Raw genomic sequence first — 15,245 nt, 5'->3', positions numbered from 1 at the left:
AAACTTTCCAGGTCCGCCGTTTTCTCATAAGTTATTGTCATATAGTTGTTTTTATGCTTCGCACCCGGTTACAGCCACGTTTCCGGCGGGCGAAACCAAAACCTGATCAAAACTTTCCAAGCCCTTTCTCCTCCTATGCCCAGAACGGGACATAGCCCGCGCGAGGATGGGCCGGGTCGGCGGGCCGAATCAATCCGGCTTTCAGCGCCTGCCGGATCACCATCGATGCCTGCGCCGCATTCTGCGGGTCGATGCCCAGGCGTTCGCTGAGCGAAGCATTCTTCATCCTCTGGCCGGTCACATACTTCAGTGCCGCATGCTGGTAGCAGGCCCGCACCCGCTCCTGCGGGGTCATGTCAGCGAAACGGCGCGGCGCGTACAACACCGCGCGCACTGAGTCGCCTTCCACGCGGAAGTCCGGCGGCGGCAACTGGTGCAGCTCCACGGCCACAAAAACCTTATCGATGCCGGTGCCTTGTTCCTCACACAACCGCATACGGCGCATTAAGGACGCTAGCGCCTCGTTGCGCGAGCGCGGCGGAAAATCCAGAAACCGCTCGGGCTGCACCAGTGGCTGGCCGGGATTGGTGATCTCCAGCCGGTCGCTGAACATCTCGACCAAGGGGCCCGCACCTGTGATGGTCATATCCTGGTGAATCAGCGCATTGGCCACCAGCTCGCGGATGGCAATGGCCGGGTACAGCGGGCGTTCCTCGCGGAAGGCTTTGCCGATGAATTCATTGCGCGGCATCAGGCCGTCGATGAAGTCGATCAGACCGGTGAAGCCAATGGCATACCCCTTCTGCCCATCTTGCCGATGCGTCACGATGTCGGCACGGCTCAGGCCACCGTAGGCCACAAAGCGAATGGCCTTGCGTGCGATGGAAGGGGAAAAATCCCCCAGCCGCTTGGCAAACAGAATGGCCCCGAGATTCGTGATGTTCCATTGCCCGCCCACATCCGCCTGCACCAGATGATCGGCTATGAGCTTGTCGAAAATGCCCTTGCGGTTGTCCGGCAACGGCTGGCCAGTCAGGTCAAAGTAGGCGGCGTAATCCAGCCGCGCCAGCACCTCATCGCCGCTCAGGAATTGCGCCGCGATGCCCGTTTCCCAGGCATAGGGCTGCAATTTCGCCCACAGGGCTTTCAAGCGTTCTGGGTGATCCGAAAGCCGGGGTGTGGCACTGCCGATGCGGATAAAAGCCTGCCGCTCAAATTCCACCGGGCTGCTGGCGGCTGCCGGAATCTCCAGCATGACCAGCCGTATGCCGTGGTAATCGACAAGCTTGAAGTTGAAAGCAATGGCCGGCTGCAGGCGCTGCGCCAACCACATATCCAGCGGCTGGCCTTGCTGCAACTGACTGGAAGGCTCGAACGTGGTGCTGACGGCAGCGTGATCGCCATCACGCACGCCCCACAGCACATAGGCAAACGGCTGATCGGCCAACCGTGCCGCATTGGACAGTGCCGAGATCAACTTGCCGATCAGCTGCGCATCAGCATTGTTCTCCTTGAACTCCACCCACGAGGTCTCTGCCGGACGCTGAAGCAGGTCGTCGATCAGGGCCAGCGTGCGTTGCTCGCTCAATTGGCTTTCCCCCTGGTTGCTTTGGCAGCAGGCTTGGCTTTGGCCGCTGCCGCCGTCATTTTCGTATACATCTCAAATAGTTTTTCCAGCCGCTCGGTGTCGTTCTTGAAACGGCGGCCGATGTAGATGCGCTCCAGCACTTCGTCGTTGCGCTCGTGGGCGTGACGCAGATTCTCCGGCATGTTATCCGGGTCGTACAGGTCGGCGATGGTGGCGGGGAAATGGGCTTCGCGGGCGAGCAGGATGGCTTCGGCGCAGGTGGTCAGATCGGCCTTGTTCTGCTCGGTGAGCAGGGGGACGGGGAAGGTGTTCCAGCCAACAGTGTTGGTATAGGAAAATCGCAGTTCCAACCGCGCGCAAACAGTACCGATCCAGATTATGTGGAGACGCGAGGCAATCAACGCAAAGGCCCACAAGGGACCATCCACGATTGCAAATGCTGTGTTAGCTATTACCGTATCTGGTTCCAGAAAGCCAACCGGAAGATATGGTCTATTTTCTGAGCTTCGGATGGGAACAACAAGAACGCGTGATTTTGGTACCGGCTTTCTCTCATCGAATCTGTGGGGCCGCATTGCCGCATCACGCGTCGCAGATTTAGTGCTGTTTATACGGAAGTCGCGAACACGCTGTACCCTATCTCGGATAGTATCCGCTTCGAGTGCGCGGTCGATGTCCTCATCGTCGATCCAAATACAAAACCGCCCCACCCCAGAAATCACCTCATCTGCTCCGTAAAACGGTCGTATGAAGTCACTGACTTGTCGATCACTCAAATATAGCGATGGAAGTTCAATTTGTTCTAGCAGAAGGTTACCTCCATCAGTCGGTGAGTTCCCGCGCGACATTTCTGGAATCTGAGAGATTGGAGTTGTTCTCGGCTCAATGAGAGTGTTAGGGCCATGCACCAGATACGGGTTAATGTTGTCCACCAGTTTTACAACAGATGAACCATCCTCAGAAATCGAGAAAATCTTTCGATCTTTTCCAGTGTTCACTGAAATCGACACAATAACTACCGTCACTCCAGCATTATGGCTCGCTAAATTTGCCCATTTGAACGACGAATGCGCAAAGGTGATTTCGTGTTTCGTCTCAGCAATCAGTGGCCATAGAATAGATACTTGCTGGCCTTGGCAAATCGAGTTGGTAGATACAAAGGCTGCCGCTGAATTGGTTTTCGTACCATAGTCAGCCGCTTTCATAAACCACCCAGCCACATAATCAAGTGACTTCCAGTTCTTGGTACGTTTGGCGAAGATGGCCTCCAAATCTGCTTTTTGCTCAGTTGCTTGCTTCTTACTGCCTACATACGGAGGATTCCCGCAGATATATGTCTCCCCGCCTTCGTTCGCGAAGTCGATTTCCGTCTGGTCGAGCGGTGTGCCGAACAAATCATCGGCGAGCAATTTTACACCCGTACCCGTGGGCGGACAGATGCTCAACCAGTCCAAGCGCAGCGCATTGCCACAGACGATCCAGTTCTGTGCATCCAGCGGCAAGAATTCCGCCAGCGCATCCTTCTGCCCACGATAGAGCACATCGCACTGGAACTCGGCGATGATGAGCGCGAGCCGCGCAATCTCTGCCGGAAAATCGCGTAACTCGATGCCGCGGAAATTAGTCAGGGGTATTTCGCTGCCCAGTTGCGTTTTGCCCAAGCGGCGGTTGATTTCCGCCTCGACCTCGCGCATCTGCTTGTAGGCAATGACCAGGAAATTGCCGGAGCCGCAGGCCGGGTCGAAGACGCGAATGCGCGCCATGCGCTTGCGCAGGTTCAGCAGCTTGCGCTCGTTATCACCGGCTTCGGCCAACTGCGCGCGCAGCTCATCCAGGAACAAGGGATTCAACACCTTCAGGATGTTGGGCACGCTGGTGTAGTGCATGCCCAGCGCGCCGCGCTCTTCGTCGTCGGCCACGGCCTGGATCATGCTGCCGAAGATGTCCGGGTTGATCTGTTTCCAGTTCAGATTGCCGGCATGCAGCAGGTAAGTGCGCGCCATGCGGGTGAAGTGAGGCACCTCGGTACTGCCAGAAAATAGGCCGCCATTCACATAAGGAAACCGATCTGCCCAAACCGGCAAGCGGGGCTGGGCATTTACGCGCTCGTCGGTTTTAATGTTCATGGCACGGAAGATGGTTTCCAGCACCTCATGGGTGTTGGAGCCGTCTCGCTCACTCATTTGTTCTACCGTGCGGGTGAAAAGCCCCTCGTCATTAAAGATGTCGGTGTCTTCGGCAAAAAAACAGAACACCAGCCTGGCCATGAAGTGGTTCATGTCGTGGCGGCGCTCGTCCTTGGCCCAGTCCGGGTTTTCGCGCAGCAGTTCGACGTACAGCTTGTTCAGCCGCCCAGTGGCGCGTACGTCGATAGGGTTGTCCTTGATCTCCTTGATAGTGGAGATTCCAGCCAGCGGCAGTAAGAAGCCGAAGTGGTTGGGGAAGTCCGGGTAGGCGCAGGCGATGGTTTCGCCACTAATCAGTTCTTCCGCCTCAAGGGTCAGCCCGTCGGTGGCGAGAATGAACTTGGCTTTGGCCTTTGTGGTGGCCGGGCTGACGCGTAATGCCTTGAGGGTTTGGCTCACGCTGCCTTCTGCGCACACGGCGATATGGATATTGTTGCGCTGGAGTACGCCGCCGGGCACATCGGAGACGTTATTGTTGCCCGTGCGCAGGCGCTTGAGGGCCGTGTCCTTATTGCCGAAAGCGGCCAGGAACGCGAACGGAAACTCCGCTGCATCGAATGACTGAAAGGCGAGGTCTGATATAGCTGCTTCGATTTCTACTGCATTCATGGGGCATCTTGCCTATTTGAGTTTTCTTTTCCCATGGGCCTCAGACCCTCCTACCTAATAACATATTGAATCGCCCCACATCACGCAGCAAGCACCAGAACAGACCGCCAAGAGACCTTGCACAGGTACTCGGTACAGATAAATCGAATGGCCGCTTCCGGTTTGCTCCCGACCATCAGGGCTCAACGGCGACAGGGCAGCGTAACCAGCTATCCAGAAATTGGTGGTCCGTACGTAGCGCGCTTGGGTAAGGTTTAAATGACGTTCTCTTCCTGGACACTGCAACCTGATTCCGCTCATCATTGAGCGCGCCTTGGTGACCCGTAACACCCCTGATATCCCTGACCGTACGCACCAGCACTTGAAATCTGCTTAGTCAATGCACGATGATTGGGAAATATATCCCAGATTATTGGAGAGAGACACAGAATGTTGCTATGCTGTATACCTCAGCTACGCGTTTTGGTAGTCAACTGTAGAACTATCAACTGTCCGGCGTTTCGCAGGACTGCGGTGTGGTGGATCGCAATTACGGCTCGAAAAGCCGCGATGGCGAGCCATCGCAACTTTTCGAGTCTAGTTTAAGGTAGTTGAGGGTGAACAGCGAGCTGGTCACAGCTCTGACCGAGCAATTGGATCCGGCAGGTTGTGAAGTCATCAACCTGCCGGCTCGTATCTGGGTATTCGGTGGTCCCACAGAGCCCTCCAGCGAACCAGCAGGTTCCCTTCGAGATTGTTTCTGGCGCCGTACGTTGACATCTACGTTTAATCGTCCTTGGGCCGAGCACTTGGCGCGCCCTGAAGACTTTGAGGATTGGTGGGCCTTTTCAGGTTACTCTGACCTTCTAACATTCGAGCGTGACGCGTGTTTCTTGGCTCGCGCGATCATTTTATTTGTGGAGTCGCCAGGGTCGCTTGCTGAGCTTGGTTGCTTGGCATCGCATGACAGCATCCTCCCGCAAGTTTTGACAGTCGTGCAGCGGCAGTACTGTGAGCAGGGCGCACGGCAGTCATTTCTGAGACTAGGGCCGCTGAATCGCGTGCAAAGCCACGGGGCAGAATGCGTCATTGGCACCAACCAAGAAACGGAACTGCCAGACGACGATTTCGATGCCATTGTTGAAACAATTGACGAGTGGCTCAAGACAAATCCACAGCGCACTCGTTTCGATCCGAATAAACCGGCCCACATCTTCCTGATAGCTGCTGATCTAGTCGATTTAATGTTGATCAGTAAGCAAACAGAAATTGACGCTGTTCTGAAGTTTTACGGCGTTAATTTGGATGAGCAGATACTGGCACAGCACCTCGAATTGCTTAGCTTCTTTAAGTTGATTCAGAAAGAAGTACGGGGAAGAGAAATCTTCTGGGTACGAGCGCCGGGCAGCGATGCACCATGGGTTGACCATAAGGCTAAAAGTGGCGGCAGATTTTTCCGAGAAAAGTTTAAGATTTATGCCGAAGAGTATGTAAATGGCAAAATTCGACTGAAGTCCGTTTATGGGAGACTCCCATGAACTTTAGGAGCGCTAATTTATTCACTAGACTTCTTGAGATGTCTCCCCTATCAGCGAAAGAGCTATCTCGCGTAATTGCCACTGCGCCTCATCGTTACAAGAGCCACTTCATAGAAAAGCGACACGGTCGTGGCAAGCGGTTAATTTCGCAACCAACAGCCGAGCTGAAATATTTCCAAAGATGGTTGGTCGATAATGAGCTGAATCAACTGCCTGTGCACGATGCGGCTACGGCGTACCGCAAGGGGCGCTCAATTCTCGATCATGCTACTCCTCATGCAAAACAGAGATACCTTATAAAACTCGATTTCAAGGATTTCTTTCCGAGTCTAAATGAGCACTCGCTTCGGCATTGTCTCGAACGTGATTGCAACTATTCTGAGGAAGAGCTTGAGATCCTCTGTAACCTACTCCTGAAGTCCCCAAGCGTTGATGGTGGGCCGTTGCAGCTTTCCATTGGGGCCCCAAGCTCTCCTTTTATTTCGAATTACCTGATGTGGGAGTTCGACATAGCAATGCAGCAGTACTGTGATGTCATGGGTGTGATGTACAGTCGCTATGCCGACGACTTGGCATTCTCTACGGATACGCCTCGGCTATTGGACCAAGTCTTCGATACTGTCCAGAAAATATTGGCGTCAATCTCCTACTTGCCCCTAATATTGCATCCGGACAAGACCGTCAATGTTTCGAAGAAACATCGAAGGTTGCTAGTCGGACTTACGCTTGCAAATGATGGTAATGTTTCTATCGGACGGGAAGAAAAGCGTCGTCTGCGGGCTGCGTTGCACGCGTATACACAGGGCCGGTTACCCTGTGACGAAGTTGCTCGATTGGCGGGAATGCTGTCTTTCGTCTGGTCAATAGATCCAAAATTCGTCGAAAATTTGTGTCAGCGGCATGGCTTTTCACGCATTTCTGATTTGCTCCGATAATGCATCAAACATGCATGTTTGCTGTGGCAATCTTGCCTGGATAGAAGCAAGGAGTGCGGGAATGGCTGCTATGGGGTAGGATAATGTATGCGGGCTGTCGGCCAATAGCGGGTGCTGCCACTTTGTCAAATCACGTCATTGGACCGTCTGCTTCTACGCCTTTTGTGACGATCTCCTACGCTTCGCGATGAGTTCCCGGCTTTCTTGCGCGTAAGGCTTTTGGCCTTCAGCTATTATGCTGAGCACCGCCTGGTCGATGGGGGTCAACTCCGCCCATTTGCTGGGGGGGTACTCAGCGGACTCTTGTATGGCCATTTTGACCTCTTCTAGTGCGGTGGCGATATCGGTGCTGCCCAACTGGACCATATTCGCCATCATCAGGCGGAAATGCTCTGGCACCAGCGCCAGATCGGTAAACGCCTGCCATGCCTCCGCTTCATTTAACTGACGCTGGGTCGCATTCGCAAAGGCGCGAAGCATGTGCTGCACGAACTCTGGCCCCAGTTGGGGAAAGGGTATCTGATGGCTAAACTGGAAAAACGGGGCCTTTTCCATCTGAAACATCCGCCGCAGGCCTTCGCTTGATGACCCAGTGAAAATCGCTTTAATTTGGTCTCCATGCTTGTCGAGGGCGCTCCTCAGGGCAGCTACCAGTGCGCCATACCGCTTCTCATCCGCCAGCGTCTGAATTTCGTCCACGAGCAGCAGTGTGGGGTTTTTCTTTTGGGCCAACGTGTTCATCCACTGCCGGAGATCCAGCATGTGGTCGCTGGCCTCTGCCGTCCCCTGTTCCCATGATGCCTGTGCGCCTATTGTACCCGCGTGGGCTCTGACACCTTTTGATCCTGGCCAGCCCAACCGGCGCCATATGCCCGGAATAACACCCTCTCCCTCTGCGGCCTTTCGGATGGCATCGAGCAATATCGATTTGGGGTCCTCTCTGGACTCCCACAGGGACACGTAAATGGTGATATACCCGGCCTTTTCGGCGGCGGGCAGCAGGTCCTTACGGAGAAATTCCGTTTTCCCCATCCGCCGCTGGGCAAAGAGCACCAGGCTCTTGCTGAGTCCGATGCCCAACGTTTTCAGGTATTGATCGGCCAACGCTGTTCGCGGGTAGTGCCAGGGGTCTTTGGCCATTTCTATCCTGTTTGATTGCCATGATAGATAATTATCTATGTTACCGATAAAACCAGGTAATTCAATCGTTCTGCTTTGTGTGGAGGCTTCGGTTGCAAAAAGGCGTTGACACCCCGTCGTTTCGACCGCATATGGCTCAGGACATGCCACTTAAATTATTTCAAGATGTAACAGCACGTGCGTCCCCATCAAATATTTCGCTACTACCACGCATGATCATCCAGATCATAGGGGGCAATCTAACCGAGAGCGCGGTCTAGCTCAGCAATATTTCGAGAATAGTGGCGGGCATCCGATAATGGCCACTCATGCTCCATGCCATCAGTGCTGACAACACATACACATCTAGGGCCACCACCACGAACGCCACCGTCAGTAACGCAAGAACCCACTGCGGCTATCTATGATCCAGTTAAATGTAGCCTCCCTTTCACTGATCCGCTGATCATAAGACGGGTATGGAATACCGTGGATGTAGTTGGCCGACGATAGCATCTAGGAAGTTGCTGAAAAAATCCTAAAAAATCTCGCGTGATCCGCAGATCCGAGAAGAAAATTCCTAAAAATTGGCTCTGATCGAGCCTTTTTTGCTGTTTTCATGGCCTTTTGCGGCCATTTCACGGATTCCGGGCGCACGAATCCCATCAGGTCACCCTCAAGCGAGACATGCGCATCAGGTTGTAAGCGGTGGCAGCCAGCGAAAAGTGCAGGCCCACACGATCCAATCCACAGAATCGCGTTTTGCGCATTCCGCCCACGGTCTTCATCCAACCGAAGATGGACTCGATCCGTCGGCGCACGTGAATGCTCATGGCATAACCGGCGTGGCGGGTGGTGCGCCCGTCGATCGCTGAGCCTTTGCGCTTGCGAGCAACGTGCGGAGTCACATTCCGATCCCGCAGATCCTCGACGAAGCCGTGGCGGTCGTAGCCCTTGTCGGCACCGAGCGTGATGCGCTGTGTTCCACCCAAATCGTCAATGAGTTGGGTAGCAGCATCGACTTCTGCGGTACCGTCGGCGGTGGTCACCTGTTCTCCGGCTATTAACCCATGGCGATTGTCCATGAGCACATGCCCGAGATAAGCCAAGCGGGAGGCTTCCCCAGGTGCCTTCTTGTAGAGCCGGGTATCGGGGTCGGTCACCGATGCATGGGTGTCGTTGCTGCGCGTTTGGCCCCGAAAATCGGAGCCATCACCTTGGCGGTCTTCGGGATCTTTGGGCTGAAAGGATGGCTATGCTCAAACTGAGGTTGGAAAACCTGAGTCAACGCCAGACTTGATGACTCTCTGTTTTGTGCAAAACATGGTTGGATCAAGTCCCATTGAGGCCTTGATTTATTACGGCTGGTCTATATACTGGTCTATATGGGGCGACGGGAGCAAACCGATGAACATCGAAATTGGATCTTACGAGGCAAAGACAAAGTTGCCGGAGTTGTTGCGAAGCATCAAGACTGGCAATCGCTACACCATCACCCTGCGGGGCGAGGCCGTGGCCGACCTTGTGCCGGCCCAAAGAAACAGGCACTCGGATGCCGTGGCGGCCGTAGATGACATGCTGTCCTATATGCAGGCTCACAAATCGGGAGCAGGTATCGATCTGAAAGCGATGATCAACGAGGGGCGTGCGTGAATTTTGTTCTCGATGCGTCAGTCGCACTGCTATGGTTGGCACCTCAAACTAACCCGGCTGGCATCGATTATGCGGCATCCACACTGAACGCCCTCAGACAATCACAAGCTGTCGTGCCATCTCTGTTTGCATTAGAGATTGCCAACGTGGTTACTAAACTCGAATCCAAAGAGGTTGTGACCGAAGCCGACTCGCAGCGATACATTGCGGTGCTAGAGCGCCTCAACATTTCTGTTGACCAAGCAACACCGGCACATGCCTTAGGCGACACATTGAATCTCGCTCGCCGCTACAAGCTGTCGGCCTACGATGCCGCTTATTTAGAGCTGTCGCTGCGGACAGGCCTTCCGTTGGCAACGCTTGATGCAGGTTTGGCAAAGGCCGCTACAACCGCAGGTGTTTCAATCTTTGGTACTCATGGTTCCAACCAGAGACCTTGATTGAACAGTTTGCTGCTTTGCACCTTTTCCAACCGTGGTTTGCACATAGCCGAAAGGATTTCTGCGAAGCCCAAGCTTCCAACAGGGTGCCATCGACGGAGAAATGCTCTTCGGACAGTAGGTCCTGACCGCGGGCCTGCTCCAACACGGAGCGGAAGAATTCCTGCACTGTCCCGTGATCCAGCAGCCGATCCCGATTCTTGGTGAAGACCGTCGGTACCCAGACCTCTTCGTCCATACCAAGACCCACAAACCACCGGAAGAGCAAGTTGTAATTGAGTTGCTCGATCAGCTGCCATTCCGACCGGACGCTGTAAAAGATCTGCAGCAGCAGGGCGCGCAGGAGAAACTCCGGCGGAATCGAAGGTCGACCGAAGGCGGAGTACATCGTGCTGAAGTGGCCATCCAGCTCCGCCAGGGACCGATCCACGATAGCCCTGATCGCTCTCAGCGGATGGTCCTGGGGCACACGCTGCTCCGGGGATACGTAGCTGAACATTCCTTGGGTCTCTACCTTGGCTCCGCGCATCGTTCCAAACCTCCTCTGCCCCGTCACGCCCATTATACCACCGACTTTTTCAGCATCCTCCTAGACAGCGATCCACCGAAGACCATAGCGATAGACGACAAAGGACAAAAAACTGTATGGTTGGTTTCATAATCCACGTTAACGTCTCGGGCGCCAACCAAGTTCTTGGCATATCTATGGCGCTTCATTTTAGATTCTTACCAAATATCGTGTGGTGGAATATTACCAACTATCCCATTGCGCAAATTGTGCAGCCCCCAATCATGCAACTTTCGAGCCCGTTCATACTCTTTTGTGGCCTTGTGAAAATTTTTTGAGTTAGGTGCTACTGGTACATGGAGAAGGGATAATCCCCACATAGCATCAAACCCAAATTTTCCTCTGAGCATTCGCGCTCCTGCCCGAGCCCTATCTTCACGACTCCACCCTATCTTACTATCACCCATGAGTTTCCATAGTTCTCTGCATAAGAGGAAAGCAGACTCGGAGAAATCCACGGTATCCAGATCCAGCCTCATGTCGTCAACCACCACCTGGTTCAGAAGCCTATCCCGGAAACACTGGAAGAGGTGTCCAGCCATCAACAAGTAGGAATCAAATGCACAAGACACTAACAATGCACGGTACAGTGAATCGCTAATATGAATAGCATTATTCCCATCATATGAATAAATATTCTCTGCCAATAGAATGGCTAGGCAGGCTACCGAATCGAACCCCGCCCTTACTTCTAATTGCTGGAGATGTTTTTCATTGATGTCAGGGCTAGTTAACGCTTTGCGCATGCTAAGCTTTGATTCGCTCGCGAAAACTATCCGTTGAATATCCGGCGCCAGCCGACCAAGCCACGACTCCTTCTTTTCCAGAACCCTATCTGGTTGCCGTAGAACTTCCCACATCGGGTGCCTAAGTATCCCCGCACTCCCGGGAACCATGGCCTCCACCTTGCTGACCGTCGTTTTTGATGGTTGGTGCAAACCGACGGCGTACTTGTCCCACTTCCGCCGGCGAAAGACTTCGTTGAATTGAGTACGCCCGAACCCTTCTGGTTCCAGGTAGCGTTCAATCGCGTAAGGCGTTGGGCTATTCCCAAGCATAGGGCGCAACAGTTCTCGCACGCGCCAGTACCACAGCACTGTGGCCAGAACCGCCATTTCGTCCCGACGAGGGCTGGTCGCGTTCGCCAAAGACTGGTTTACAGCACCTCTAAATTCTTCAAGTTTTTCTGAATACATTTATTTATCAAATAGATGTAAAACTTCGGTGGAGTAAAGTTGGTATCCAATTTTACCTTCTACCAAGCCACTGTGCCACATCTAATAATTGTCTGGAAGATTGTACCAATGCAACTGAGAGCGCAGTCGGAAGGGTGGCCGTTCAGCAGTAAACCCCACAGGTTAGGCGCTCAGGTACGCAGACATTTAACGGCCTGTTCGAGGATACCATTTTGAAAGCATTGCCCAACGACGATCCCCAATCGCATAACCTAATTTTTATAAAGCCGTTCCTGGGATCACCCGGACCAGCAGCGTGCATTAGTCCGGACGAACACAAGTGCCCCACAAGAAATCAATACCTTAAAGTTTGCTGTATCAATCCGCATCAAAAAAGAAGGCGTCATGGGCTACTGACACCCCGTTGCATTATTTTCAGCCTCGCAATCTCCGAGCGCGTCGACATGCGGCCCTTACCAGCTACGGTAAATTTAAAGGGGAAAATGAGTTGAACGAACGACGAGTAATGTCGACGCTTTGGAAATACAGAACACCAATACGGGTAAATATGTTATTTCATACGCAGTATGCAAGCAATCGTTTTAATGTATTTTTAATGGGAACCTTATGAACAACATCAGTGGACATTTCGCAATCACTGATCTGAATAATGATTTGCGGCCAGCTTTGCAAACAATTTTTTCTGCAGAAAAGCCACCGAGCAGCATTCTTCACGGGGTCCGCAAACTGCGCAAGGGACTACCTGGAAAAAATATTGTATTTTTTCCGAGCACAAAGAATGGTGGTCTTATCCCTTGTGAGAGCAGACTGGAGGCGGCGTATTGCCTCTTCCTTGAGCACGACCGCACAATACAGATTTACCGTAGCCAGCCCGTAACGATGGACTTCGGACCAAGGGGTCGGTACACAGCGGACTTTGCCTTTTTACGCTCCGATGGTTCGATTGAATTAAGAGAAATAAAGTTCTCCGGCGTCATGAACGATCCAGATATTGCAATTTTTTATTCATGGCTGACGGATGCGCTCGCCCGCCTCGATATTGGTTTTCGAGTCGAAACGGAAGAGATGATTTATCAGGCACCGCGGCTGGGAAATCTCAAATATCTTTATCGCGGAGCTAGAGCACCGGATAGTGAACTCATATCGAATCTGGCTCTGGCAATCTTGCAGGAATTGAGAGGTGCACTTTCGCTGCGCGAATTTCAAAGAGCATTGCAGCAGGCCGGGATTCCACCACTGGTGGCGGAGAAGTTGCTATTTCAAGAACTTGCGTGCTACGACGAAAATCTTCCGGTAGGTCCCCATTCGCTCGTTTGGCTGAGGAGTAACCAAAAATGATCCCAGAAACTGCCATGAAAATTGGACAGCGGTTCGTTGTCCGAAAAATCGAGTTCGAAATTCTCGCCGTCGAGGCTGGTCGTATTCGATATGCGGAAGTAAAAGGCGGTCGAATACGCCATATGGCCTTCGCTAAATTCAAGGAGCTTCGTGATCGGAACATAGCAGAACTGATAGGCGAAAAACTCAATGAAAACGATCTAGAGCGGCCATCAAAGTTGACTGAGGTGGAAATGACAGAAATGAACCGGCGTCTCAGCTATGTCCGCCCCATCACTAAAGCTATGGTCGCTAGATCACACGAATATGTTGAACCGTTGATTATTAATCTTGCCAAGGAGCGGAAGGAGGATCCACCGGGGACGTCTACCGTTCTAAGATGGATTAGGAAATACATCCTGGCCAATGAGAATCCGCTTTCATTAGCTCCACGATTTCGAGACCGCGGGAATCGCTCGTTGCGGTTTGACCCGCGCGTAGAGGGAATCATGTCAGATCGTATCGCGCGGGATTATCTGAATAGCCAGCGACTCAGCGTGGCCCGCGTTAGCTCTCACATTGCGGGGCATCTCATGGAAGAATTCGGCGATAATGACTTGCCACCTGCGGATTTAACATTTCCTTCCGAAAGAACTGTGCAACGACGTGTAGCAGAAATCGATTTATATAAGCGAGACCGCGCCAGGTTTGGCCCGCATGCCGCGAACCGTCGTCACAAGGCGGCAGGTGCTCAGAGGTTAGTAACACGTGTGCTTGAAGTGACCGAAGCAGACGGGACACTATTAGATGTACTTATTGTCGATCCCGATACGGGAGATGTGCTGGGTAGGCCATATTGCACTGCGGTGATCGATGTGTGGTCCCGTGCGATTATCGCACTGGTAATCACATTCACGCCTTTCTCTGCTCCAACGCTCTTAATGGCCTTGAAGATGGCTTGTAGCCAGAAATGCACGCAAAACATGGGCGGCGTCATGGAAATAGTGGTCTTCGATAATGGTTCGGATTATGGCAGTGACGCGGTGCGCAATTTTTGCAGCAGGACAGGAATTCAGATTGAAACCTGTGCACCACGTGATCCGAATGGTAAACCGCATATCGAGCGATTCTTCAAGACCCTGAACCACCAACTTATCCATATATTGAAAGGAACAACTTTCTCAAATCCGAAGGATCGCGGTGATTATCTATCAAATAAATATGCATGCGTTACCATGGATATTTTAAAATCACGCGTTTTTGAATGGTTGGAAATGGATTACCACGTACGCCTTCATCGTGGATTTGGTAGAACACCGTTTCATGCGTGGGAAGAAAGTTCCAAAGACCATTCGCCGCTAGTATTTCCTATGGACGACTTGGATATCATCGCACGTTCGGTAGTTTTGCGCTCCATAAATCGTGGCCGCATTCAGTACGAAAACCAGCACTGGTATTCCCACGCACTCGCAATGTTAGAACAGCAGTTGGGATCCCACGGACTTCCCGATAAGGTCAAGGTCTTTGTGGATGAGTTAAATCTGGATCGAGTATTTGTGGAAGATCCGCGGAGTCACGGAAATTTTATCCAAGCCGATTCTACTCGCCCAGAATACACCCGAGGCTTAACTCTTTACGAACACAGGAAGGTATGCCAGGAGATCAAGGATCAAGGAAAGGCGGATTTAGAAAAACTGCCACCTTTTGCATGGGAGAAGGCACGCTGGGAGCTTTGGAAAAAAATTGTTGAAGACGGCGAGTCTTATGCTAACAAGCAAATTGCTCGTCTAACCGATGGGAAGAGAAAAAGATTACTCGATGCGGATGAAAAAATCATGGAACATACCGAAGAACTACCTGAACAAGCTGATACCCTGGGAGACCCACCGGATGACGGTAAAAACGAGGAAAGTGTCGTCGAAACCGGGGAGAACAGGTATAGATGCAAAAAAAATGACACAGACCCCATAGATATAGTCGAAACTTCAAAAAACAGTGCGCCAGAAAAAAGATCTTTTGAAGTTCAGAGAATCATTAGAGATCTCAATAAATGAACCATATTAGACGAAGATGCCCAACAGAAAAAGACGTTACATCTACTGATATATTGGCACCAC

At 52.4% G+C, this 15,245-nt stretch carries 10 protein-coding genes and 2 pseudogenes; 6 read left to right on the top strand and 6 right to left on the bottom strand.

The features are described 5' to 3' along the window. Positions 1-133: 133 nt before the first annotated feature. Both PJU76_RS03235 and PJU76_RS03230 read right to left on the bottom strand, forming a co-directional pair. Positions 134-1,588, bottom strand: a complete 1,455-nt coding sequence (locus PJU76_RS03235; protein WP_271780461.1) for an ATP-binding protein — start codon at positions 1,586-1,588, stop codon at positions 134-136. Then, positions 1,585-4,383, bottom strand: a complete 2,799-nt coding sequence (locus PJU76_RS03230; RefSeq protein ID WP_271780460.1) for a class I SAM-dependent DNA methyltransferase — start codon at positions 4,381-4,383, stop codon at positions 1,585-1,587. The genes PJU76_RS03235 and PJU76_RS03230 overlap by 4 nt, the downstream gene beginning before the upstream one ends. Before the next feature lie 596 nt (positions 4,384-4,979). On the opposite strand from PJU76_RS03230, the gene PJU76_RS03225 reads away from it, so the two are divergent. Both PJU76_RS03225 and PJU76_RS03220 read left to right on the top strand, forming a co-directional pair. Continuing rightward, positions 4,980-5,900: a retron St85 family effector protein gene (locus PJU76_RS03225; RefSeq protein WP_064218161.1), complete on the top strand. Its 921-nt coding sequence runs from the start codon at positions 4,980-4,982 to the stop codon at positions 5,898-5,900. Then, positions 5,897-6,835: a retron St85 family RNA-directed DNA polymerase gene (locus tag PJU76_RS03220; RefSeq protein WP_271780459.1), complete on the top strand. Its 939-nt coding sequence runs from the start codon at positions 5,897-5,899 to the stop codon at positions 6,833-6,835. Before PJU76_RS03225 ends, PJU76_RS03220 begins: the two co-directional genes overlap by 4 nt. A 153-nt stretch (positions 6,836-6,988) precedes the next feature. Here PJU76_RS03220 and PJU76_RS03215 read toward each other — a convergent pair whose 3' ends face one another. Together PJU76_RS03215 and PJU76_RS03210 are read right to left on the bottom strand one after the other, a co-directional pair. Beyond that, complete coding sequence (locus PJU76_RS03215; RefSeq protein WP_271780458.1) at positions 6,989-7,975, bottom strand: ATP-binding protein; 987 nt, start codon at positions 7,973-7,975, stop codon at positions 6,989-6,991. 644 nt (positions 7,976-8,619) lie between these two features. Further along, a pseudogene (locus tag PJU76_RS03210) lies at positions 8,620-9,204 on the bottom strand (IS5 family transposase); the annotation flags it as partial. Positions 9,205-9,361: 157 nt separating this feature from the next. Between PJU76_RS03210 and PJU76_RS03205 the strand changes: the two are divergent. Both PJU76_RS03205 and PJU76_RS03200 read left to right on the top strand, forming a co-directional pair. Further along, positions 9,362-9,607, top strand: a complete 246-nt coding sequence (locus PJU76_RS03205) for a type II toxin-antitoxin system Phd/YefM family antitoxin (RefSeq protein WP_271780457.1) — start codon at positions 9,362-9,364, stop codon at positions 9,605-9,607. Next, on the top strand, positions 9,604-10,047 hold the full coding sequence (locus tag PJU76_RS03200; protein ID WP_271780456.1) for a type II toxin-antitoxin system VapC family toxin: 444 nt from the start codon (positions 9,604-9,606) through the stop codon (positions 10,045-10,047). The genes PJU76_RS03205 and PJU76_RS03200 overlap by 4 nt, the downstream gene beginning before the upstream one ends. A gap of 49 nt (positions 10,048-10,096) precedes the next feature. Here the strand turns inward: PJU76_RS03200 and PJU76_RS03195 are convergent. Together PJU76_RS03195 and PJU76_RS03190 are read right to left on the bottom strand one after the other, a co-directional pair. Next, positions 10,097-10,576, bottom strand: a pseudogene (locus tag PJU76_RS03195) (transposase); the annotation flags it as partial. Between the two features lie 197 nt (positions 10,577-10,773). Then, entirely contained in the window at positions 10,774-11,811 is a 1,038-nt protein-coding gene (locus tag PJU76_RS03190; RefSeq protein WP_271780455.1) for a hypothetical protein, read from the bottom strand. Between the two features lie 606 nt (positions 11,812-12,417). On the opposite strand from PJU76_RS03190, the gene PJU76_RS03185 reads away from it, so the two are divergent. Further along, positions 12,418-13,149: a hypothetical protein gene (locus PJU76_RS03185; RefSeq protein WP_271780454.1), complete on the top strand. Its 732-nt coding sequence runs from the start codon at positions 12,418-12,420 to the stop codon at positions 13,147-13,149. Beyond that, complete coding sequence (locus tag PJU76_RS03180) at positions 13,146-15,182, top strand: DDE-type integrase/transposase/recombinase (RefSeq protein ID WP_271780453.1); 2,037 nt, start codon at positions 13,146-13,148, stop codon at positions 15,180-15,182. Before PJU76_RS03185 ends, PJU76_RS03180 begins: the two co-directional genes overlap by 4 nt. The last annotated feature ends 63 nt before the right edge of the window (positions 15,183-15,245 follow it).

Source organism: Acidithiobacillus ferriphilus, from assembly GCF_028215975.1.
GTDB classification, from domain to species: Bacteria; Pseudomonadota; Gammaproteobacteria; order Acidithiobacillales; family Acidithiobacillaceae; genus Acidithiobacillus; species Acidithiobacillus ferriphilus.
This window is presented reverse-complemented; position numbering and strand designations above follow the sequence as displayed.

What these genes read in the sequence shown, in the direction of transcription:
- PJU76_RS03220 (WP_271780459.1), top strand. Translation starts at nt 5,897, where the DNA reads ATGAACTTTAGGAGCGCTAATTTATTCACTAGACTTCTTGAGATGTCT.
- PJU76_RS03190 (WP_271780455.1), bottom strand. Translation starts at nt 11,811, where the DNA reads ATGTATTCAGAAAAACTTGAAGAATTTAGAGGTGCTGTAAACCAGTCT.
- PJU76_RS03230 (WP_271780460.1), bottom strand. Translation starts at nt 4,383, where the DNA reads ATGAATGCAGTAGAAATCGAAGCAGCTATATCAGACCTCGCCTTTCAG.
- PJU76_RS03205 (WP_271780457.1), top strand. Translation starts at nt 9,362, where the DNA reads ATGAACATCGAAATTGGATCTTACGAGGCAAAGACAAAGTTGCCGGAG.
- PJU76_RS03215 (WP_271780458.1), bottom strand. Translation starts at nt 7,975, where the DNA reads ATGGCCAAAGACCCCTGGCACTACCCGCGAACAGCGTTGGCCGATCAA.
- PJU76_RS03180 (WP_271780453.1), top strand. Translation starts at nt 13,146, where the DNA reads ATGATCCCAGAAACTGCCATGAAAATTGGACAGCGGTTCGTTGTCCGA.
- PJU76_RS03185 (WP_271780454.1), top strand. Translation starts at nt 12,418, where the DNA reads ATGAACAACATCAGTGGACATTTCGCAATCACTGATCTGAATAATGAT.